At 56.7% G+C, this 23,652-nt stretch carries 13 protein-coding genes and 1 pseudogene; 8 read left to right on the top strand and 6 right to left on the bottom strand.

The annotated features are described in order from the left end of the window. Positions 1-192: 192 nt before the first annotated feature. Positions 193-1,653, bottom strand: a complete 1,461-nt coding sequence (locus OZX57_RS08285) for a hypothetical protein (RefSeq protein WP_277162159.1) — start codon at positions 1,651-1,653, stop codon at positions 193-195. Positions 1,654-2,013: 360 nt separating this feature from the next. Here OZX57_RS08285 and OZX57_RS08280 point away from each other — a divergent pair, with 360 nt between their 5' ends. The 6 genes from OZX57_RS08280 to OZX57_RS08255 all read left to right on the top strand — a co-directional run bounded on the left by OZX57_RS08280 (position 2,014) and on the right by OZX57_RS08255 (position 13,490). Further along, positions 2,014-2,541 carry a transcriptional regulator gene (locus OZX57_RS08280; RefSeq protein ID WP_277162158.1) on the top strand — a complete coding sequence of 176 codons (528 nt, stop codon included), beginning with the start codon at positions 2,014-2,016 and terminating at the stop codon, positions 2,539-2,541. A gap of 265 nt (positions 2,542-2,806) precedes the next feature. Continuing rightward, positions 2,807-4,666 (top strand): ABC transporter ATP-binding protein, encoded by a 1,860-nt coding sequence (locus OZX57_RS08275; protein ID WP_277162157.1) that lies wholly within the window; start codon positions 2,807-2,809, stop codon positions 4,664-4,666. 156 nt (positions 4,667-4,822) lie between these two features. Beyond that, positions 4,823-6,658, top strand: a complete 1,836-nt coding sequence (locus OZX57_RS08270) for an ABC transporter ATP-binding protein (RefSeq protein WP_277162156.1) — start codon at positions 4,823-4,825, stop codon at positions 6,656-6,658. Between the two features lie 392 nt (positions 6,659-7,050). Then, positions 7,051-10,044 (top strand): hypothetical protein, encoded by a 2,994-nt coding sequence (locus OZX57_RS08265; protein WP_277162155.1) that lies wholly within the window; start codon positions 7,051-7,053, stop codon positions 10,042-10,044. Positions 10,045-10,219: 175 nt separating this feature from the next. Continuing rightward, positions 10,220-12,175 carry an isopeptide-forming domain-containing fimbrial protein gene (locus OZX57_RS08260; RefSeq protein WP_277162154.1) on the top strand — a complete coding sequence of 652 codons (1,956 nt, stop codon included), beginning with the start codon at positions 10,220-10,222 and terminating at the stop codon, positions 12,173-12,175. Positions 12,176-12,368: 193 nt separating this feature from the next. Further along, positions 12,369-13,490, top strand: coding sequence for a class C sortase (locus tag OZX57_RS08255; RefSeq protein ID WP_277162153.1), 1,122 nt, complete (start codon positions 12,369-12,371; stop codon positions 13,488-13,490). Positions 13,491-13,634: 144 nt separating this feature from the next. Here the strand turns inward: OZX57_RS08255 and OZX57_RS08250 are convergent, their stop codons facing one another. Both OZX57_RS08250 and OZX57_RS08245 read right to left on the bottom strand, forming a co-directional pair. Next, positions 13,635-15,125, bottom strand: coding sequence for an MFS transporter (locus OZX57_RS08250; RefSeq protein WP_277162152.1), 1,491 nt, complete (start codon positions 15,123-15,125; stop codon positions 13,635-13,637). A gap of 333 nt (positions 15,126-15,458) precedes the next feature. Next, entirely contained in the window at positions 15,459-16,133 is a 675-nt protein-coding gene (locus OZX57_RS08245; protein ID WP_277162151.1) for a hypothetical protein, read from the bottom strand. Between the two features lie 204 nt (positions 16,134-16,337). Here OZX57_RS08245 and metG point away from each other — a divergent pair. Next, a pseudogene (metG, locus tag OZX57_RS08240) lies at positions 16,338-18,214 on the top strand (methionine--tRNA ligase). Positions 18,215-19,319: 1,105 nt separating this feature from the next. Here metG and OZX57_RS08235 read toward each other — a convergent pair. Next, positions 19,320-20,837: a C1 family peptidase gene (locus OZX57_RS08235; protein WP_277163000.1), complete on the bottom strand. Its 1,518-nt coding sequence runs from the start codon at positions 20,835-20,837 to the stop codon at positions 19,320-19,322. A 438-nt stretch (positions 20,838-21,275) separates the two neighbouring features. Here OZX57_RS08235 and OZX57_RS08230 point away from each other — a divergent pair, with 438 nt between their 5' ends. Then, a complete protein-coding gene (locus OZX57_RS08230) occupies positions 21,276-21,542 on the top strand; it encodes a hypothetical protein (RefSeq protein ID WP_277162150.1) in 267 nt (88 codons plus the stop codon). A 265-nt stretch (positions 21,543-21,807) separates the two neighbouring features. On the opposite strand, the gene OZX57_RS08225 is transcribed toward OZX57_RS08230, so the two are convergent. Then, complete coding sequence (locus OZX57_RS08225) at positions 21,808-22,599, bottom strand: nitroreductase family protein (protein WP_277162149.1); 792 nt, start codon at positions 22,597-22,599, stop codon at positions 21,808-21,810. A gap of 147 nt (positions 22,600-22,746) precedes the next feature. Further along, positions 22,747-23,637, bottom strand: coding sequence for a siderophore-interacting protein (locus tag OZX57_RS08220; RefSeq protein WP_277162148.1), 891 nt, complete (start codon positions 23,635-23,637; stop codon positions 22,747-22,749). Positions 23,638-23,652: the final 15 nt, after the last annotated feature.

Here is a 23,652-nt window from a genome sequence, read left to right as displayed (position 1 = left end):
TTGCCGCCTTGTTCGAAACTGGGGGTGTCACGGTCGCGGTCCAGGCGTGGACGGTGGACCCGTTGTAGGCGCCGGCGGTGGACGGGGCGACGGGTGCGGCGCAGTTGTATGCGGAGTCGGGGGCCCCGCTGGCCTTCACGCAGGTCTCTATCTGGTCGCTGCCGGTGATCGGCTGGCTGGACCCGTTGACGGTCAGCTGTGTGCGGCTGGCGCGGGAGTGGCTGGTGATGGACGGGGCGTTGACGCTCTTCCACTGGGCGTAGAGGGTGACGGTGTCGCCCGCGTTGGCGTTGACAGTGTAGGTGCTGCCGGGGAGTATTGGGTGCCGTAGCCGTCGGCTCTTGTGTTCCAGCCGGTGAAGACGCGGTTGCCGGTGTTGGACAGGCCGCTGCCACCAGGTAGGTTGTAGAAGGACATACCGGAGGCGGACCACGCCTGTGACCGGTCAGTGATGCTGCCGTAGCCGCCTTGTCCGCTGTTGGGGTCGAAGTGCAGCTTGGTGCTGCCGTAGGGGTAGCTTCTGGCGAGTGTGGTGATAGGGCCGTAGACGACGCTGTCGTCATTTGGATAGGCCCTGTATTCGTAGTTGTTGTGGCCCCAGGTGATCCATTCGGGGACAGTGATGGGTTGGACGGCGATGTCGTAGAGGCCGGCCCCGTTGCGGAACCAGTACGAGTTGAGGATGGCGCTCCATGTGAACGAGGGCCCCCATCCTGACTCCCATGTCTGGTTTTTGTAGTAATAGCCGTTGGTTACGCAGTTCTTGCCGTCGTATGGTATCTGGTCCCAGTCCCTGCTGTGCCATCCGAAAATGAAGTCGCTGTTGCTGCTGCTGCATCCGTTGCTAGCGTAGGTGGGGAGTCTGGGCCAACCGTCGTAGCCCTGGTCCGTGTTGAGTGCGGCCCAGCGCTCCCGGCAGCCGTTGGGCTCATTGTCGGTAGTGCCGGACATAACGGTGCCGGCGGGGCACACGTAGACCATGACGTATGTGGCTCCAGACTGGTACCACGGAAGTGATGCCCAGCAGGAGTTCTCACCGCCGGCGCCGTTGCTGCCGCATCCCCAGGTGATTTGGGTGGTCGAGCCATAGCTGGCGAGCTGGCTGGCGGTGCCCTGGAAGAGGAGCTCGGTGCCGTTGTTCCTGGTCTGGAAGTTTGTGTACGTGAGGTCCTGCGGGCCTACCGATGACTGTGCGCTTCCCGACCGAGGGCCGACCGGTGAGGGTGAGGCTGACAGTGACGGTGACTGCGGGGCCACGCTTCCGCGCAGGAGGTTGTTGGAGCCGGGGGCCGGGGAACCCGAAGCGGTATTGGACCCGCCTACTGATGGCGTGGGTGCCGTGCCGAGGGATTGCAATGATGATTGCGGGGAGGGAAGCGTGGTCTTGCCTGTACCGGGGGCTTGCGTGCCCTGTGACGGCGATGAGGATTGCGCAGGAGATTGAGAGGATTTGCTTTGCCCGGATGCGGTGCCTGTATCGCGTTCGACCTGCGAGACCGGGCGGACGCTGTGCGAGTTGGAGGCGGTTTTACTGGGTTGGGCGGCGACGGTGCCGTCCGGTTGTGTTGAAGATTGGCTGGAAGCCTGCGCGCTGGGAGCGCTGCTGGATGATTGTATTACCGAAGGCGAGGGGTTCAGATTTGCGGGGGGCAATAAATGCTGAATTTGTAATACACAAAGCTAACGCGACAATAGAGCGGAAAACACCCATAATCAAACCCATTCCCTAAATAACGAAAAGCGTGCCACTGCGGCGCACCCCAAAAAACCAAGATTAATTATACACAATATGTGATACAAGTATGTGTGCTTTGCTGAGTCTTATTTTGGGATAAGCATCTTTACGATTTTCCGTTTATTGGTGAGTGGTGTTCGTAAAAATAGGTGGACGCTCATGGATATACGGACTCGGATTTCGTCTTTCAATGTGAATTGCTTCACAATACATGAAATACTAACGGTGTTTACTATTTTTGGTGTTAGACTTTTTGGGTAGCCGAACGAGGAGGGGCCATGGGATTCGAACAAGAAGCGTTGCAGACGCTGCGTGACGAAGTGCATAGCAACAAATCGGCCATGTGGCACCAGGTTGAAGGTGCAGGCAAAGGCGAGCCGTTTGTGCTGCGCCATCTGCTCAAGCACGGTACGCAGACTCCTTCGCGGCTTGCTGAGGCCTTGCACGCCAGTTCCGGCAGGATCTCCGCGCTGCTTGGCAGCATGGAGAAAAAGGGCTACGTTACGCGGAAAATCGACGATCATGACCGTCGCAACATTCTCGTCTCGTTGACGCCGAAAGGTACGGAACAAGCCGAACACGACCGCGATGACATCGATTCCGTCGTGCGTTGGATTTTCTCGCAGATGGGCGAGCGGCGCACTCGCGAGTTCGTCGATCTTTCACGGGAATTCGTGACCTATATGTCCGTGTGCAAACCGGGTGCTCCTCGGCCTACCGCTGAGGAAGTTCACGAGGCGTTTGCCGCCAAGCGTGAACAAGACGAAGAGAAGGCGAAAGCCTCTTCGCCGGAAGTCGACGGGTAAATCGTATGTACTCGTGACGGGACGCGGGTTCTGAGGGCTGTTTTCGTGCTGCATTGTCCGATGAATGCTTCTTGGCATAAGGCGCGGTGGCTGCCAAAACCTCACATACGTTTCGCAGATTCCTACGCGTTGGGTGAAAACCAGACGCAATCCAGCGGCCGCGAGTATTGTACGTTCAGGCAATAAAATATTTAACATCGTTAATCATTATGGGTGCTCGGTAATTAAGACTCCGGGGCCAAAACAAAAATATGGAAGGGGATTCATGCTTCGCATCAGCAAATATCTCTCCAAAACGGAGATCGGGCAGATGCTGCTGAGCCTTGCGTTCATCGCAGGGCAGGTCTTTTTCGACCTGAAACTGCCGGACTACATGTCCAGCGTTACGGCGCTTGTTGAGACGCCAGGCAGCAAAATGGCCGACATCTGGAAAGAGGGCGGCAAGATGCTGCTCGTTTCCTTGGGGTCGGTGGTTTGCGCCATCGCCGTCGGTTACCTGATGGCTCGCATCGGCGCCTCGTTCAGCCAGCGCCTGCGCTCGCTCGAGTTCCGCAAGGTCGAATCCTTCGGCCCGGCCGAGATGAGCAAGTTCTCGACGCCGTCGCTGATCACGCGCTCCACCAACGACATCACGCAGATTCAGATGTTCATCACCATGGGCGTTCTGCTGATCTTCCGTGCGCCGATCATGGCCGTCTGGGCAATCTGCAAGATTGCTGGCAAGGGCTTCGAGTGGACGGTCGCCACGGCCATCGCCACGGTGGCCATGCTGGTCTTCGTCATCGTCATCATGATTCTGGTGATGCCGAAGTTCCGCTCCATGCAGCGACTGACCGATAACATCAACGCCGTCGCCCGCGAGAACCTGACCGGCCTGCGCGTCGTCCGCGCCTACAACGCCGAGGATTATCAGGAAAACAAGTTCGCCAGGGTGAACGATGATTTGACCAACACCCAGCTGTTCACCACCCGTGCAATGGCCGCGATGAACCCGGTCATGTCCAGCGTCATGAACGGCCTGGGCCTGGCAATCTACTGGATCGGCGCCTACCTCATCAAGGACGCGCAGCTTCCAGCTACCAAGCTCACCGACTTCTCGAACATGGTCGTCTTCTCCAGCTACGCAATGCAGGTCATCATGGCCTTCCTGCTGCTGAGCATGGTCTTCGTGCTCTGGCCTCGCGCCGACGTCTCCGCCCAGCGTGTGATGGAAGTGCTCGACACCGAGCCGAGCGTCAAGTCCGGCACCTTGAAGGAAGGCAAGCCCGGCGAGACCGGAACCATCGAGTTCAAGAACGTCAGCTTCGCTTATCCCGGCACTCGCCAGGCAATGCTCAAAGACATCAACTTCACCGCGAAGAAGGGTCAGACCATCGCCTTCATCGGCTCCACCGGTTCCGGCAAGTCCTCGCTGGTCAACTTGGTTCCGCGTTTCTACGACGCAACCGAGGGCGAAGTGCTCATCGACGGCGTGAACGTGAAGGACTACGATATCAAGTCCCTGCGCGACAAGATCGGTTACGTGCCGCAGCAGTCCGTGATGTTCAAGGGCACCGTGGCATCCAACGTGAGCTACGGCGACCGCCCAGGCGATTCCGAAACCGTCGAGGTTGCGGATACTTCCACGGCCAAGGGCCGCAAGCGCGAACTGGCGCTCATCGCCGGCGAGGACAAGCGCGACGAACTGACCCCCGAGCAGATGGACAACGTCCGCGAGTCCAGCGCTGTGGCGCAGGCTGACGAGTTCGTCGAGCGCATGGATGGCACGTACGATGCCCCCATCGCTCAGAGCGGTTCCAACGTCTCTGGCGGCCAGAAGCAGAGGCTTTCCATCGCCCGCGCCGTCTACCGTCACCCGGAGATCATGGTCTTCGACGACTCCTTCAGCGCGCTCGATTTCAAGACCGACCGTGCAGTGCGTGACGCCCTCAAGAAGGACGCCGCCGACTCCACCAAGCTCATCGTCGCCCAGCGTGTGGGCACGATCATGGACGCCGACACCATCGTCGTGCTCGACGACGGCAAGGTCGTCGGTGAGGGCACGCACAAGGAACTGCTCGAGAACTGCAAGGTCTACAAGGAGATCGCCGAGTCCCAGCTGAGTCCCGACGAGCTGGCTGCCTGATAGCTGAGGGGCGGCGGAGTCAGCGCGATGTTGGGATGCTGCACGATTGCAGCACCAAATCAATGCACCGATAAGGTGCTCGCGCTCCGCCGTTCCGACATCGGCAATGCCAAAGATCACAACAAACGTAAGAATCAATAGGAAAGTAGCTAACAAATGCCAAGAATGAGGGGACCGGTCGAGAAGCCGGCCGATTTCGGCGGAGTGATGCTCAAGCTGGTGCGTTACTGCCGCAAATACCTGCCCGCCATCGTCATCGCGCTCGTTTTGGGTGCCATCGGCACCGTCTGCCAGATTGTCGGACCGGACCAACTGAAGAACATGACCAACGCCATCGCCAAGGGCCTGCCTGCCATGGTGCACGGGCGTCCCGTGATGGGCGCGGTCGACATGAGTGAAGTCACGCGCATCGCATGGCTGCTGGTCGGCCTGTACGTCGGCTATGCCGTCCTCGGTTATGCGCAGCACTGGATGATGGCCACCGTCACCCAGCGCATCGCACAGAACCTGCGCAAGTCGATTTCCGACAAGATCAACAAGCTGCCGCTCAAGTACTTCGACCACACCAGCTACGGCGACGTGCTCTCGCGCATCACCAACGACGTCGACGCCATCGGCCAGACCTTGGGCCAGTCGCTGGGCATGCTGATCACCTCGACCACGTTGTTCATCGGCTCGCTGATCATGATGTTCTACAACAACGTCATCATGACCTTGTGCGCCATCGCCATCTCGGTCCTGGGTGTCATCATCATGATGACCATCATGCACTTCTCGCAAAAGTACTTCGCTCGCCAGCAGATCGCGCTCGGTGACGTCAACGGCCACGTCGAGGAAATGTATTCCGGCCATACCGTCGTTAAGGCGTACAACGGCGAGGCCGACTCCATCCGTCGCTTCGAGAAGTACAACAACGACCTCTACGATTCCGCATGGAAGAGCCAGTTCCTCTCGGGCCTGATGAACCCGATGATGAACATGGTCGGCAACCTGAGCTTCGTCGCGGTCTGCATCGTCGGCGGTGCGCTCGCCATCAACGGCAAGATCGAGTTCGGCGTCATCGTGGCCTTCATGATGTACGTCCGCCTCTTCACCCAGCCGCTTTCGCAGTTCGCTCAGGCCTTCCAGAACCTGCAGCGTTGCGCCGCAGCATCCGAGCGCGTCTTCGGCTTCCTCGAGGAGCCTGAGATGAGCAACGAGAGCAACAAGCCTGCGCTGCTCGGTCGCGACTCCAAGACCGGTGAACCCACCCGCGTGCGTGGTGATGTCGAGTTCAAGAACGTCAGCTTCGGCTACGAGCCCGGCAAGCCGATCATCCACGACTTCTCCGCGGATGTGAAGGCCGGCCAGAAGGTCGCCATCGTCGGCCCGACCGGCGCCGGCAAGTCCACCATGGTCAACCTGCTGATGCGCTTCTACAACATCGACGGCGGCGCCATGTACATCGACGGTGTCGATACCTCGACGGTTCCGCGCGCCAACGTGCACGACCAGTTCTCTATGGTGCTGCAGGATACATGGGTCTTCCGTGGCACGGTCAAGGAGAACGTCGCTTACTCCAAGAAGGGCGTCACCGACCAGCAGATCGAAGACGCGTGCAAGGCCGTCGGTCTTGACCATTACGTGCAGTCGCTGCCGCAGGGCTACGACACCGTGCTCGACGACAATTCCTCGCTTTCGCAGGGCCAGCGCCAGTTGCTGACGATTGCCCGCGCGATGGTGCAGGATGCCCCGATCCTGATTCTGGACGAGGCCACCTCGTCGGTCGATACGCGTACTGAGGAGCTGATTCAGAAGGCGATGGATGACCTGACGGTTGGCCGCACGAGCTTCGTGATCGCGCACCGTCTCTCCACCATCAAGGATGCGGACATGATTCTGGTCATGAACCATGGCGACATCATCGAACGCGGCACTCACGACGAGTTGCTGGAGAAGGGTGGCTTCTACGCCGACCTCTACAACAGCCAGTTCTCCACGTTGGTGGCATAGTCAACCAATCGGTTTGTTTTAGGGCCGTCTCCCGGGATTTCCGGGAGACGGCCCTTTTCTATGTTCGAATCGCTCGACTGCATTGATGAGACGAAGTGGTCCTCAAACTTCGTAATTGCGATACATAGCGTCATGATTTGTCTAATAACAAGACAAGATGTATGATGTATGTCACATTAAAATATGACAACATTCGTACTTACGTGCAGATAAATAGATAATTAGCCAAAAATGCTGATTTTCTTCAACGTGGTGATGCGTGGCCGAAGGAGATGAGACGAAAAGTGTTGTCGAGAACAAGCCGTCAACGTAATGGACGGTCTAAATCGTTCGTTGCCTTGATCCCGAGGTTGCTATGGGCGGTTGTCGTCATGTTGCTGGTGATAGGAAGCATGCTCTCCGTAAGTTCTGCCGAAGTCATGGCGGATTCGGCGAGCGTTGCGCCGCAGGATGGCACTGCTGTTCACGGGGTGGGTAATCTGACGCAGGCCGATTATCCGATGCATTGCGTGGAAAACAAGGCATCCACGGTGCCCATGGACGAGAGGGTGGAATGCAAGCCCAAGCTGTATGAGTTCTTGGGCGAGAACACGAGGATGCAGGGCTGGAACATTGCCGATGAGCTGCGTATGGACTTCGTGGTGCGTGTGCCGCATGGCATGGTGGATCCGAGTTGTGTGTCTCTCGGGCGTGCGGCCAGTGCGCGAGGAATTGGAGATGCGAACAAAAATTGCGGCATGCAGGTCGTCTTTTCGCGTGGCGGTCTGCCCAACACCAATCTCACGGTGGCACACTATCTCAATACGTATGGTGGTGACGAGGATTCCAGTGACACGTCCGGAGGCCAGGATGCGGCCACTGATTGGGCGCTGAACAACGCTCAGTTTTTCACGATTCATAATGTGATGATGGCCGGTTCATATGATTTTCTGACCATTTCCGTCGAAGGCGACATCGCATATGGTGAGTCCACCGGCATTAACGCTTCACCCAATAATGTCGGCGGCCTGAAATTTAGCCCGCAGTACGTGTATGTTGCTGCGTTTCCCGGACGCGCGAAAAACGAGGCAGATAGCATCAGCTATTCGGACTTCGCTGATCCCAGTTATGTCGCCAACATTGCAGAGAACAGTCCAGCGTACATGTACGATTACCGCTACGGTGGAACCGATGGTGTGACGACTGTGGCTGATGCCAATGCATTGTTGCCGAAACGCAGCAACGGGCCGCTTTCGTTGATCGGATGGGATGGCACACCGAGCCTTTGGAGCGGCAACCAGGCCAATTGGGGTTTGGTGACCGATTACGGGTTCTCGGGAAGAGCCACAGCCAATCCCATGGTCGCGCCTGCGAATTCCTTCTTCGTGCAGTGGTACAACGTGGTCTCCAGTAATTTGTATACAGCCAAGGACGCCCAAGGAAACACGGTGACGAGACCTTGGCCATGTTCGCGCAACTATTCGTTCTATTACCAATGGTTTGGCCTGAAGAACGGCAAGGAATGGTATCCCGTCGATGCGTTGACCCCCGACGTGCAGCAGGTCAATGGGCAGCCCAAGTCGACATCCAACAATGGAAGCGACGATTATGTCGCCAAAAATAGTCCCGCCAAGCCCTTCAACCTTATGCTCCCCAATGCAGGAACGTCGGGAAGCGTGATGAACGCCGACGGCAGCATCGACTTTGGAAAAGCTAAGGCGCAGCAGCAGTTTGATGGCTATTTCAAACTGGTGACTTGGCCGGTCACCACTACGCCGACGACTTCGAATTTCGATGGCCCGCAGTCGTATGACGGATGCATCGCGACGGATCCGCCGACCGGTGGGTCGTCCGCCAGCATTCGCGATGCCTACAATCCGCTCTATAGCGAGACGGATCCCAGTCATCACATCCACATCACCGATCAAACGTCCCAGGATGAGATCAAGAGCGTCATCGAAAAGGGCATAACGATTGATACCGCCTTTGCGAAATTTAGCGTCAAAAGGCCCAGCAAGCCGATTATCACGTCAGTGGATGCCGATTCGACTGGTAAATACGTCAATCCGAATACCCGCAGAATCACCGGAACCATACCAGCGAACGAAGTGAACGCCGATTGCGGCACCATCGCCAGTGATGGCACCAGGGTGAAGTGCAACACCGTGACGGTTTTCCGTGAGAACCCCGATAAGCCAGTCAATACCCTGCATCCCGATGACCCCGACACCCGAGGGGATTATGTCGGTACGACCGAGGTGAAACCGGATGGCACCTGGGAGATTCAGGATGACACGAAACTGGACTCCAACCGAGCCAAATATGTGCGTTACCACGCATGGCAAGTGGATACCAGTGCGGATAAGGTGAGCTCGAAATTCTCCGATCTTGCGGAAGGTGAGCTCAAGGTCGACGTCAATGTCAATCCTGAAATCACCAAACTGACCGTGCCGCACAGCATCCGAAGCGCAGATGGCACGACTTCGGCGTTGGCCAAAGGGGCCAAGGTCAAGATTGCTGGCAACTTCGATTCGGCTCGTGGCGACAATCTGCTCGATGTCTATGTGGTTCCTCAGGTCAATGGTGCGACTGCGGAGACGAAATCGGCTCTTGAGAAGAATGCGCCGATCGGGGCTGCTTCGACTCGCGTGAATTCGCTGAGTGTGCCGGACCAAAAATGGCTGATATCGGATTGCAGTGGGAAGCCGGTCAGCGCCGCGACTCCGGACAAGCCGTCGACCGGTACGTGGAGTTGCGACATCGACCCTACACATTTCGACGGTGCCGATTTCTCCGACTCCTCGGGCCATACCTACATCTGGTACCAGATTTATGGGGTGCTCAACGACAGCCAGCACAAGCAGCCTCCGACGGTCAGTATGGTGAACAACCAGATCATCGACATGTATCCTCCGACGGTCACCGTCGATCCGGTTGACCGTAGCTCCGGCTTTCTCACCGGCAAGGTGATCAAACCCAAGGTCGTCGACCCTAGAAACCCGACCAGATCCCATGTGTGGGTGCAATGGCCTGTCGGCTCGCCGGTCAAGCTCACCGCGGACGACAGCGGCGCGTGGAAAATATCGATTCCGGAGACGATGCGGGCAGGCAATATCGTTGTCACGGCTAGGGATAGAACGGGCGACAAGGAGCATGTGGTCAATGTCGGTGCTACTGGGCCGGTGCCGATCGGCAACGAGTCGGTAGCCGTTACGGCCAAGCTCACGGGAGCGCCTGCGGCCGAACAGCTTCCGTTCACTGGTAGTTCCCATATTCGCAGGACTCTGGCCATAGTCTCTTTTGCGGCCGCTTTGGCATTGACTCTCTATCTGTTGGAACGCATGTGGCGCCAGTCGTTACGTGATGGTTCGCCTCATGGACCTCATGAAGGAAGGCGCTCGCGATGACAGACAGTTTATCGGTGTCACGCTGCTGCGCGTCTCGTGTGCAGGATTACGGCGACGCAAGACATATTCGGCGCAGACCTGCGCATGCACAATTTTTCCGGCTCGCATTCGTTTGCAGCGGATGCGTTCGGATCAGATGTAACCAAAAAACAAGAGTAAAGAAAGGTTTATTCACATGAACAAGAAATCACGTCTCCGCGTGGTGACAGGGGCTGCGGTCGCGGCCGCGACCCTGCTCGCGTTGGCGCCGTTGGGGATGGCGAACGCTGCTTCGACGACTGTGGACCTGTCGAATGTCGCGCCGGTGAATATCACCATCAACGGCAGTGCTGCGTTGTTGCAGAAACATTCCTTCGCTGCACTGAAGCTCGGCGGATACAACCAGGTCATGGCTGACGGGGATGCCCTGTCGTCGCTTTCGGTCGATACCGAAGCGAGTGTCAAGGACGACGCAACAGCTGCATTGCTGGCTGCCAAAGGTACAGGCAGCGCCGCGGCTCCAGAGTTTACCGACAACCCTATTGGTGAGGTCACTTCGCTGTGGCCCGGCTATGCCGGAGGCGACACCACGTCGAATACCGCTACGGCCGTGTCTCCCGGCAAACATGGCTGGGACGGCAACCTTCGTACGTTCGTTACCAGTTTGTCTGGGGAAAGCGGCATTGCTAGCAAGATTGCTGCTTCCACGCTCAAAATCGGTCCTGTGACGGCGGGCAGCACTTCGACGTCCATCAGCGTCCCCACGCCTGGTATTTATCTCGTCGAGGATGTCACATCCTCGTGGGGTACCGGCGTTGCACCTCGCAACGCTATCCCGATGCTGGTGAGCACCGGAATCAAGCTCGGTGGCACGAACGGCAAGGAATATACCAAGATTGGTACGCAAACCCTTGGTGTGCTCGATATGAAGAGCGACGCGCCTTCGGTCAGCAAGACCATGGACGCTGCCGCCAGCGATGTCACCGTCGGTGGCCACGTGAGCTATAAGCTCACCAGCGCTGTGCCGCTGACCACTGGTTTCAGTCACTATGCCTTCACCATGACCGATCACCCGGGCCCCGGCCTGAAATTCGATGCGAGTAGTGTCAGCGTAAAGGTCGGTACCTCCACACTGACTACAAGCGATTACGCGGTGCAGACCACTACTGCTGCTAACGGTGATACGACCTTCGTGAATTTCGATTTCTCCAAGTCGATTCGCACCTGGACGTATAAGGCTTCCATCGTGGTCACCTACACCATGACGATTACCGACAATGCCAAAAGTGGCGAAGCGCTGAAGAACGGCGTCACGCTGTCGTACTCCAACGACAGCAGCCATCAGCCCCAGAGCGACACTCCCACAACCGATCCTGCGACCGGTCTCGTTGTCAACTGCAGCCCCACTGACTCTACCTGCACCAATGGTTCGGTCTTTAACGACAAGAGCAGCGACGATGCAACTAACGGCAGCGCTGCCGCTAAGGCATATCTCCGTCATTTCGATCTCATGAACATCAAGAAGACCGATGGCACTGGTGTTCCGGGCGCTCGGTTCCAAGTGACCGACAAAGCGACCGGTAAGACTATCAACTTCTTGAAGGTTGCGAACGGCTCCTACAAGAAGGCTGCCGACCAGACCAGCCCTAAGGCTGGCGTGCCGACCGAAACCACCGCAGGCACCGATCTCGAGGTCTACTCGACCCCGGCTTCCACGCCTACTCGTGCTTCTGACAATCCTGCAGCCGACGGTCAGCTTCTCGTCGATGGTCTGAAGAACGGCACCTATACCGTCAAGGAAGTGAAGGTTGGCGACGGCTTCTTCAATGTGTCCCCGTCCACCGATGTGACGTTGGGCGCTGATAAGACGAACGACGCCATTTCCGCCTTCAGCGACACCAAGGATTTGGTGTACGGCTTGATTGACGCCAAGGGAACGTCCACCAGTTTGATCGATGTGGCCATGGATCAGGACAATGCCGTCGTCGTCAGGAACATCTCCTCGATCGCACAGCTGCCGCTTACCGGTGGCGCCGGCGTGGCGCTGATACTGCTGATTGCCGTGGCGCTTGGCATTCTTGCTGGTGCGCTGATTTCCGTTCGTCGTCATATGGCGGCCGAGTCGGAGAATACCGCTGACATTCAGCTCTGAATGAGCGGATGGCTAAGCAACTGTTGCCCGGCGGGATGATTCGTCGGGCGGCCAAGGTGTGTTTGATGCCGAATCGGTTCGTCGAGATAGCGGTATGTCGGCGAACCAGGCGTCAATAACGCCGGGGTGAGACCCTGCCTGTTGGGGCCCCACCCCGTTTTGTCGTATTGGGCTGATTGAAGTAGGAGGGGATATGGCAGCGCCATCGAGAATGCCAGACAAATCTCCTGAGGATGATGAGTCGGTCTTTGAACGAGTAATCGGTCGGAACGGTGGCTACATCGGCCGTTCGCGTCGTCTTGCTTTCATCGTCGTCGATTGTTGCATCGCCGTTTCGTTGGTGGCATTCATCGTGGCGTTGGCATGGTGCCCGGCGCAATGGGTGAGGAGCATGTATCTGGAACAGATGCAGCAGTCCAAGTCCCTAAGTCTGGTCGCGAAATGGCCGAGAGGCAAGGTTGTGAACGAATACAAGCTTGCTCAGGCATACAACCGTCATATCGCTGACGACGGCGGGCAGGAGTCACTGGGCGAATTTGTGGACCCGTTTGATTCCGACAAGACGAATCCCCGCACTGTCAGTGAAAAGGACGGCCAGTACCAGTCATTGCTCAACGAGGGCGATGGCATCATGGGCTCCATCCGTATCCCCAAGATTTCGGTGAAACTGCCGATTTACCATGGCACTTCCGACAAGGTGCTGGAACATGGGGCCGGTCACCTGTACGGTACGAGCCTGCCGGTGGGTGGGCCGTCCACCAACGCAGTGTTCAGTGGGCACAGCGGGTTACAGAGTGCCTTGTTGTTCACACGGCTTGACGAGATTAAGCGTGGCGATATTTTCTATGTGCGGACGTTGGGCCGTACCATGGGCTATCGCGTTACCGGCATCCATGTCATCGATCCTGCGGATACGCATCTTTACAAGGTGGTTCCGGGGCGCGACTTGGTCACACTGATGACCTGTACGCCTTATGGTGTCAATACGCAACGGCTCATCATCACCGGCACGCGCCAGTCGATTCCCGACCCCATTCCCGATCCGGATGACGTCAAAGGTGATCCGGTGCTGACGGGCATGATCGTCGGATTTGTGGTGTTACTCGTAGGAGCGGCAGGAGTCAGACTCAGCCATCGTAGGCCCCGGCGAATTCGGCATTCTGCTATTGAAGGTCGTTTTGGGCGTCGGCGGCCTGAGGGTGCTGGTTCTCGGCGTCATGGGATTCCGGGTGGCTCTGCGCAGAAGCGTCTGAATCGTTCCCGGGATTATCTTCCGAGTCGGGGTCGAGGCGAGTTTCCGAAGCATGGTGGGTAACCGGGTGAATGTTTTCCGGACGCTGGGGAAGTGTCTGACCTGCCGGGATTTCTACGGTGATCATCGGCATCGGCATCGTGCTGGTGTCGAGATTCGGGTTCTGCTCCTGGGTCAGAACGAGTTCGCGTGCCTCTTCTTCGCTGCCTACCGTTGGCATGGAGCCGGGTAGCGGCGACTTGAGGATTCGCGCATCACGATGCAGGCGATGCCACTGAAGATGGCGAAGAACATGATGTAGAAGCCGGGGGCGTCGTGGTTGCCGGTCAGGGTAATCAGTGCCTGCGAGACCAGCGGCGTGGTGCCGCCGAAGAGGGATACCGCAAAGTTATAGGAGAGCCCCATGCCCGAGAAGCGCGATTCGGTCGGGAAGAGCGCCGGCAGCGTGCTCGCGGAGACACCCGCGTAGAAGGCTACCGGAACGGCAATCATCGCCAATGCGCCCTGAATGGACCAGAATGTGCCGCGATGGAGCAGTTGGAAGGCTGGATACACCAGAACGAACGTTGAAATGACAGCGATGGCGTAGATGGGCTTGCGACCGATGATGTCGGAAAGATGGCCGATCAGCGGCAGACACAGCGCCATAATGATGAGCACTGGTACAGTCGCAGCGGCGGCCATGGTTGGCGTGGTGCCGACTTCCTCGCGCAGGTAGGTCGGCATGTAGCTGGTGAGCACATAGCCGGCGGTGTTGGTGGCTGCGACGATGGCCACGGCGATAAGCAGGCGGCGCCAATGGCGCTTGATGACATAAAGCATCGTACCGGGGCGGTCCCAAGGCGATTCCTGCCTCCACGCGGCCTCGCGCGCCTCGTGCGACCAATGCTCCTGCTCTTCCTCTTGGCGTTCCTGATGAGCCGCGAACTGCGGGGTTTCGGGAATATGGGTACGCAGGGCCATTGCCAGAATGCCCAGCGGAATGGTCAGGAGATAAGGAATACGCCAGCCGCCGCCGACCACCATGGCGCTCGGGCCCCAGTGGTTCTCGACGAGGATTGTGGTGACGGCCACCATCGCAGCGCCGAATGCCGAGCCGATGTAGGAGCCCATGTCGAGCCAGGCGCTGTAGAAGCCGCGCTTGCGGTCGGGCGAGAATTCGGAGATATAGGTGGTCGCGCCGGAATATTCGCCGCCGGTCGAGAAGCCTTGTACCATCTGCAGCGCGTAGAGCGGGACGATGGCCCACGCGCCGATCTGCTTGCTGGTCGGCAAAATACCGATAAGCGCTGTGGAAACCACCATCATGCCCATGGTCAGGAACAACACCTTCTGCCGTCCCACGCGGTCGCCGAGCGGACCTAAAACAATGCCGCCCAAAGGCCGGACGAGGAAGCTCACTGCGAAGCCCAGCAGCATCACGATCAGGCTCATGCTTTTTGGCAGCCCACTGGTGAAGACGCTCGCCATGGTCACCGCAAGGTAGCCGTAGATGCCGAAGTCATACCATTCCATGAAGTTGCCGACCACGGTGCCCGCGATGGCTTGTTTCAGGGTCTTTTCCTCGACGACGGTGATGTCCTTCTCGCGCAGGAATTGGCGGCGGACGTGCACTTTCTGCATCTCTGGTTCTGCCGTCTTGCCTGCTGAACCGGCCTTACCGGATTCGCCGGTTGCCGAGCCTGTCCCGATATGCATCACATGCTTGACGCTCTGGATTGGGTGCACGCCATATGAAGTGTGTTTTGACCTCCCAGCGTCGTGGTTCTGCCCCTGATTAGCTGGTGATGACATGACAAATCCGTCCTTCCGTGTGCGCTGCAGCGCGACTAGTCGGCATTAGTGCAATTACACCATGATACCTTCCTCCCCTTTTTCATTGCATTGATGGGCTTAATCGGCATCCAGACATGCCTATTTTCGCCCGTTTCCTTCTACTGAGTTTTCTTCACTGCTTTCTATTTCTCTTATCCTTATCTCCTTTCTTTCTCCTGCCCCTTCATGTCTCAGCTGTTTTTCCGCAAGTGGTATTCAGATGCAGTATTCGAGCGCTTTGAAAAATTGCCTGGCTTGTGCGATGTTGGGCCAGAAACGGTTTTCGTCGAGGATTTTCAGACAGTCCGCCGGATCAACGTGATATTCCTGCATCATGGCGTAGGCCAATTCCGTTCGTTGCTTATGTGGCATAGTGCGCTCGTCCATCAGCGCGATATCGCAGGTCGTCCTGGTCGGCGAGGTGAGTTTGAGCCCGCCGATGGTGCTCAAGTGTCCGGCTGATACGTTGCGTTTGTAGGTCTTGATGGGCCGTCCGTAGACCATCGAGCGATAATGCGAGCCTGAGATGATGTCGATGACATTGGGGAATGTGCCGCCCATCCACACCCACAGCGCACTTCGGCCGCAAGCGATGCAAGGTCTCGGCACAACCTTGGTCATGATGACGCCTCTGCCGAAAAGCGTGTCCGAATATTCCGCGAGATAGGCGTTGAAGCCATCGAGACGGTGCACTGCGCCGACATCGTCGAGCCGGTTCATGCTCAACGGCCCCGGCAGATCGCGGTTGCTCATCAGCATTGGCATTGACGTCGGCATGGAATAGTTCGCTGGTGGTGGCGGACGGCCGGTGCTCAGGTATCCGTCTTTGCTTTCGGCCTTACGGGCGTTGGTGCGGTTGGTGCGTTGCTTGGTAATTGTTGTAGTGTTCATGGGTCGCAATGTAGCCGCCTCATTGAGGCATTGGCAAATGAGAAAACCGTAAAAGTGGATATGTGTATAACTCGCGACGGCGCCACGAAAATTGTGGAGGACACGGTCAATAAGTGTTTTCATGCCGCTGATTGCCTCGGTTGTATTGCAAAGCTATACAAAAGGCTTGTTTGCTGTCCCCGCTGGGCCCAATAATCGGTAGTTATGACTCATATTTTGGTGAACGTTGCATGGCCGTACGCGAACGGCCCCCGCCACATCGGCCACGTAGCCGGTTTCGGCGTGCCGTCCGACGTGTACGCGCGCTATGAACGTATGAAGGGCAATGATGTCCTGATGGTCTCGGGAACCGACGAACACGGCACCCCAATCCTGGTCGAGGCGGACAAGGAAGGCGTGAGCCCGCAGGAGCTGGCCAACCGTTACAACCGCGTCATTGCCAAGGATCTGTGCGATCTTGGTCTGAGCTACGATCTCTTTACCCGCACCACGACGGGCAATCACGAGCACGTCGTGCAGGAGCTGTTCAAGCAGTGCCTGGAGAACGGTTATATATATAAAGGTACGCAGAAGGTCGCGATTTCGCCTTCCACAGGCCGTACGCTGCCCGACCGCTATATCGAGGGCACCTGCCCGATTTGCGGGGCTGATGGCGCTCGCGGCGATCAGTGCGACAACTGCGGCAACGAGCTTGACCCGGACGAACTGATCAACCCTGTTTCCAAGATCAACGGCGAAACGCCGGAATTCAAGGAGACCGAGCACTTCTTCCTCGATCTGCCGGCGCTCGCGGAAGCGAATCTGGCATGGTTGAAGACCCGCGAGGGTTGGCGCACCAACGTCATCAACTTCTCGCTGGGCCTCTTCAAAGAAGTCAAGCCGCGTGCCATCACGCGTGACATTGATTGGGGCATCCCTGTGCCAGTCGACGGCTGGATTGACAACCCCAACAAGAAGCTTTATGTCTGGTTCGATGCGGTCATCGGGTATTTGTCTGCATCCATCGAATGGGCCCGCCGCAAGGGCGACCCGGACGCATGGAAGGCATGGTGGAACGATCCGCAGTCTCCTGGCTACTACTTCATGGGCAAGGACAACATCACCTTCCATTCTCAGATTTGGCCCTCTGAACTCCTTGCCTACAACGGCGAGGGCTCCAAGGGTGGCGAGCCTGGCGAATACGGAAAGCTCAACCTGCCCGAGCAGGTCGTCGCCAGCGAGTTCATGACGATGGAGGGCAAGAAGTTCAGCTCTTCGCGCGGCATCGTCATCTATGTCAAGGACATTCTGGCGCGTTACCCCGTTGACGCTGTGCGCTATTACATTTCCGTGGCCGGTCCGGAGACCTCCGATGCGGACTTCACCTGGTCCGAGTTCGTGCGTCACAACAACGAGGAGCTTGCAGCCAGTTGGGGCAACCTGGTCAACCGCGTTGCCAACCTCATGTACAAGAACTTCGGCGAAATTCCGGAGCTTGACGAGGATTCCATGACCGCCGAGGATCGCGCGTTGCTCGAAGAGACGGCTGATGCCTTCGATACGGTTGGTGGGCTCATTGAGCACCATCATCAGAAGAATGCCTTGAATGATGCCATGAAGGTTGTTGGCGACATCAACAAGTACATCTCCGCGGTCGAGCCTTGGAAGATCAAGGACGACCCGAAGCGCCTCGGCACCGTGTTGCACATCTGCGCGCAGGCCGTCAGCGATGCAAACCATCTGCTGGCTCCGTTCCTGCCGCACTCTGCGCAGAAGGTCTGGGAGGCGCTTGGCGGTACGGGCACATTCTCGCCGCTGCCGCGCATATCGAGGAAGTTGAAGACCTCGACAAGCCCGGTTTCAAGTATCCGATTATCACCGGCGACTACGAGCTCGGCAAGACCGTGCATCCATGGCAGAGCGAGGCGATTGTTTCGGGCACGCCAGTACCGAAGCCGTCTCCAATCTTCGAGAAGATTCCGAAGGAAGCTGTTGACGAGGAGCTGGCCCGTTTCGAGGCTGATCTTCAGGCGCGTAAGGAAGCAGAAGCCAAGCGTTTTGAAGAAGCCAAGGAGAAGCTGGCGGAGAAAGAGCAGAAATAAGCGGTTTGTATGGCGGCTTGCTCGGTGGGTTTTCGCTGAACAAGCCGCCATTTCGTTAGTTGTTCCGCAGTAGAACAGCCTTCTTGTCGAGTCGTTACAAAACCATTACAATTTTCACAGAGTTCTTTGAGTTTTGCACATCGTTTCTCCAAGGAAGACGTAGTTATATTAAAGATGTCAGCAGTTGAACTACTGACGAGATTCTTCTTCTTTGAATCCCATAATTGAACCTTCTTCTCTCTTCTCTCGCCCGGCGGCTTTCTCTCCGCCGGGCATCTCTTTTCTGGATTGTATTTGTGCATGCTGGGGCTATCAAATTCTTGTATTTGAACGAGTGCATGACTGTCTGCGGACGAATTTCAAAGTCATGTGTTTTATATTTTTGGCCTATAACCCTAGTTTGTGACTTATTGTGAATAAATAGATTGGGTTATTCAATAAAAAAGAGCCGCCTTACGGCGGCTCCCAAACAATTCACGACTAGTGAAAGCTAGCCTGTGATTGCAGCTCAACTACCTAAAAAATTAATGACGGCGATGACGGCGGTCTGTTGGCAATTGTTCGAATAGCTTCAACCACTGGGATAATAGTAACACACTTTCTGGATTCGTTTCCCCTGTTCTTCCATCAGCGTGCCCTTATTTTTTGATCATGTCTCCGTCACGTAGTTGGTGCAACCGTTGATGAAGTTTGGATTCCAGCATTACAAGAGATATTATTTTAACAGTTCCGGATTGGCTTCGAATCTGATTCGGGACAAAACAATTCACTACTAGTGAAAGGAGTGTCATGAGCACTCGAAGAGGACCGACGGGACCATTTTCCCGTCTTGTAGCAGAGATATTCAGGCTGCTCCGGATTTTGTCGCGCAGCTTGAGCAAGAGAACGGCCAGTGTGTGTTTTGTGCTGACTATGGTGCCACTCTGGCTTGTAGGTATTGGGCTCGCTGTGTATGTAGTACTGCATATGATCTAACCCAGTAGGGTCACGAATCGCAGCCGATTTGCCGGTAGGCCCGTCCCCTGCCGGCATTTTTATTATGTTTTCGGACTAGCATTTTGCGTATTATTAGCATTTTGAGTTGTCGTAAATCTTATGATTGGCGTCACTCGCAGCGGGCGCTGAGTGTTTGCCATGGGTCGAGCTTGACGGGTTCGGCTTGGGTGGCTTTTAGCGTCTTGGCGTCGAGGAATTCCTTGCGGATGATGACTTCGGTGACGAATTGGTCGAACCATTCGCCGTCTGCCACGTAGTAGCCGTCGGTGCCGGTGGATTTGCCCCAGCTGTTCTCGATCTTCCAACGGTTCGGCTTGCCGTTCTCGTCAAGGTTCACGCCGGTGATGGTCATGGCGTGGTTGCTCGGATAATCCCCATATTTGAGGCCGTTGGCCTTGTCGATGTTGAAGTCAGTGCCGAACAGTTCGTCCACGCGCACGGCCTGCTTGCTGAAGTAGCCGCCGTCGCGCACGCAGTATTGCATGCAATCGCAAGCAAACCAGATCGGGTGCCCGGCCTTCACTTGGTCGACCGCGGCCTGGCGCAGCACGTCAATCGGCACGTTGGTGAAGCTGAGATCGCCGCTTTCGGCCACATTGGTGGAGTATTTAAGCTCGTAATTCGTGTAGAACGTGCGTTCCTTCATCGGGTTGTTGCACAGCGTCACGAAGTCGTTGACGTCCACCGGCACATATTTGTGGTAGAACTCGAGCGGTGTGATGTCGTGTTCCACGATCTGTTTGCGTTCATCGATGCCCGATTCGCCTTGTGCGTTGTCGGATTTGTTGTTTGCGTCGGTCTTCGCAGAGTCAAGTTGGGTGGAACCATCCGAAGTCTTTGATGCCTTGTCGAATTTGGGACCGCTTTTCTGAGCTTCGGTCTTGTCGTCGTCCTCGTCGTCTTTCGTGCGTGCACGCCAATCGAACTTGGCCGGTGGTTCGCCCAGTGCAATCACGCAGATGCGATAAATGTCTTCCATGTAACGTTTCTTCAGCGTACGCAATTCATCTATGCTTGCACCCTTGCTGTGACGCTCACGCAACTCGATGGCATCTTGGTGCAGTTTCGTGGTCAGATATTGTGTAAAAGCGTCAGAATCCTTGGAATTGGCGGATTCCGGGTAAGCGGACTTCGGCATCAGCCCGTATTTGTTAACTAGATTGGCGAACATCTGCCACCATCCGCCGTCATCGGCCGGATAGGCGTTGATTGCTTCGAACGTGCGGCTTTCGGTCGGCTCGTCAAGCGTGGCAAGCACGTTTTCGAGGTAGGTGTTTGACTTCTCGAACTTGTCCCAGAAGAAGAGATAGGTCTCGGAAAACTCGAAATCCTCAAGTTTCCAGCGGTGCATCAGCTCGTAACGCAAGGTGTTGAGCGAGGCAAACATCCAGCATCGTCCGCTGCGCTGCTGGTCGGTGATGCTGCCTTGTTTCAGCTCGATGGAAAAATCGTGAGTCAACTCGCGTGTGCCCTCGTAGCTGGTTGCGGCTTTGATTACGCCGTTCTTGACTGCCGCATTCGCCGCGACATGGTTGGCCCGCGCCGCGCTGCCCATGTTGTAGTTTTCGCTATACGCGCGCACGTCCTCAACGCTCATCGCCTTCTCGGCATTGTTTTCGTTTGTCATATTGCCGCTGTCTGCCTTGTTATCGTTGGTCATATTTCTGGTCGCTTCTTGCCTTGTCTACGCTTATTTTCCTGTTTCGTATGCTCATATCCTATCGTGGTGCCTGTCTTGAACGTTCTGGTATATCTGCAGGAGATGATGGCCGGAACCGATGTCGAGATTAGGGCACAGGAATGGTACGATCTCTACACCGCCGCTGGCAACGATCTGCCGTAAATCAGTGGTCAATATTTTCATGCGGGTCAACCGCGTCTGGTTCCGAATCAGGCGCAGTTGACCCGCTTTTGGCGTGTATGAATTACCGCGACGTAGGTAACTGGTTGACATTATGCGTCGTCGCTAAGTGCTGGTGTGTGCGTGCGCTAGTTGTTCGTTTGCGCGGAATAAGGATTTGGCGGACGTCTGATCTGTGTAATCCCGCGTTGTTAGGGTAGGGGCGTGCACTACTTCACCCCGAAACGTTGCGCCAGCTCGCGCAAGATCATCTACCGCGACAAGGCCCAGGCCGAGCGCGCTGCCCGGCAGGCCTTCATCGAGCGCGATGCCGAGCTATGGGTTTATCGGTGTGAATATTGCGGCGGTTGGCACCTGACCCATCACGACCCCAAAGAGGAACAGTTTTTGCGGGGAGTCAGTGCCCAGGCCGCTGCGCAACGTGGCAAGCATCATTCCCGCAAGCGTGGGTTCAAACCGCGGAGGCGCTAGCTGGTAATTTCCTGTTTCTTGCGAATCGGCAGAGCTTATTGAGTCCGCATCTATAGTTCATTTTTTCTGACGATGCTATGAAAGTGCACTATCAGCCGGTTAAAGTGCATGTTTTCGATAGTGGCGTCTGAAAAGTGCAAGTGGCCAGTCGCAGAATGCATGTTTCTGACAGTGGTATCAGAAACATGCAAGTACGGTCATTGAATAAAGTGCACTTTTCTGACTGTGATGTGGGAAAAGTGCACTTTCGGGATTCAGATTATGTTCAGTGGTCGAGACGGAAGCCCTGTGCTTCGGCGGCAGGCTTGACGGCACGGCTGAAGACACCGGTGTCGACGGCGTTCTTGGCGATCTGGTCGCTGAAGGCGTCAACCGGGCGCTCAGTGTTGCGCAGGTCGTAATACTGATGAACCGTGTCGTCGAACTCGTCGAGGTCGCTCATCAGAGACGTGTCGTCGGCAGGATAGCGGTCGGCGAAGAACTGGGTGGAACGTTCCATGCGCGGCTTCAGCGCCGGGGCCTGGTCGGGCTTGCCAATGGCGAGGCCGAGCACGGGGTAGGTGAATTCCGGCAGGTGGAGGAGTTCGATGAGCTTGCTCGGATCGTTGAGTACAGAGCCGAGAATCACGCAGCCCAAATCAAGTGAATAGGCGGCCGTTTCCATGGCGTGCAGCGCAAGTACGGCGTCGTTCTGCGCCTGCGAGAAACGGTAGCTGGCGTTGAGTGTGAATTCGTCGGAGTGGATGCTGACGCCCTTGCGCTTGGCGATGGCGGCGTTGCGGTGCTCGTCGGCGATGAAGATGTACAGCAGCGGCGCCTCGGCCACGTAGGGCTGGTGGCAGATTGCTGCAATGGCATCCTTGACGTCTTGGTCTTCCACGCGTACGGCCGACCAGTCTTGCAGATACTGGCTTGAGGCGGCGTGCTGCGCCACGGTCTCGAGCGTGGCGACGGTCTGCTCATCGATGGCTTCCGGCTTGAACTTGCGGATCGAACGGCGGTTCAGCAGCGTTTCGATGGTTTCGTTGGTACGAAGGTTGTTTTTCGATTCAGTCATACCAATATTGTGTCAGCAAGGGGCGGCACAATTCTTGAATTTTTCTGCTCTGGGTAATGAGGCATATGTGATATTCGTATCTATTTATTCATCGTTGTACGACGATATTCGGTTTGCTGAACGCATTGGGCACGAAGCCGCTATGTGTCATAGCTCGGATTTGCCTTCGCGCCAATAGCCCATGAACGATATGCGTTCCTTGGCGATGCCGAATTCGTTGACCAAAAGGCGCCTGGTGTCACGAACCAAGGAGGATTCGCCGGCAATCCAACAGTAGGAGGGGAGGGGAAGTGCCTCATTCGGATGGCCTCGACCCGGTATGGGGTTGAAAGACCTATAGCGGTCAAGAAGCGCGGCTAGTACATGTTGGCCGCGAGGCGCACTGCCCCGAGAGATCCAATGAATGGCAGTCTGTTCCGGCCGAATCAAGTCAAGAGCATCGTCCTCTGAGGGCACTTCTGCGAACACTTCGATGCGTCCAAGCCAGCCATCGCGCACGACCCCTTCGAGAATCGAAGAAATGGCGGGAACTGCGGTCTCATCGCCGATGAGCAAGGCTGAATCGGCATCGTTCGGATGAAAATCGATGCCTATGGCCGAATCTTCTGAACGAGCATTGGGTCCGATGAGCGTGGCGATATCACCGGGTTGGCAAGTAGCGGCGAAACTGCCGGCAGGCCCGGCATCGTGATGCAGCACAAAATCAACGGTCACCTCTCGTGCGGCTTGGTCGATAGCGCGGACGGTATAAGTTCGGAAGACGTTGCGATTCTCAGGCGGCAGGGCTCGCCATTGCTCCCACCATCCGCCGCGTGCGATCGATTCGTGGTCGAACAACAGCGGATCGGCCCATAACGCCTGGCTTTCGCCGTGGGTAAGCGTCATTGGCAGCATGACCTTGATACGTTGGTCGTAGCCGTCGTTGCCGAAGTGGTCGAGTTCGTCGCCGGTGAAGACGATGCGCATGAAGTGCGGCGAAAGCCGTTGCTTGCGGGCGACGTGCACCAGATAGGGCTGGAACGCGGGTTCGGTCGCCATGTTCGTGCTATTCGG

It is taken from the genome of Bifidobacterium sp. ESL0682, from assembly GCF_029392815.1.
GTDB lineage: Bacteria > Actinomycetota > Actinomycetes > Actinomycetales > Bifidobacteriaceae > Bifidobacterium.
The sequence above is the reverse complement of the archived record's forward strand: the minus strand, read 5'-3'. Positions and strand labels throughout refer to the sequence as shown.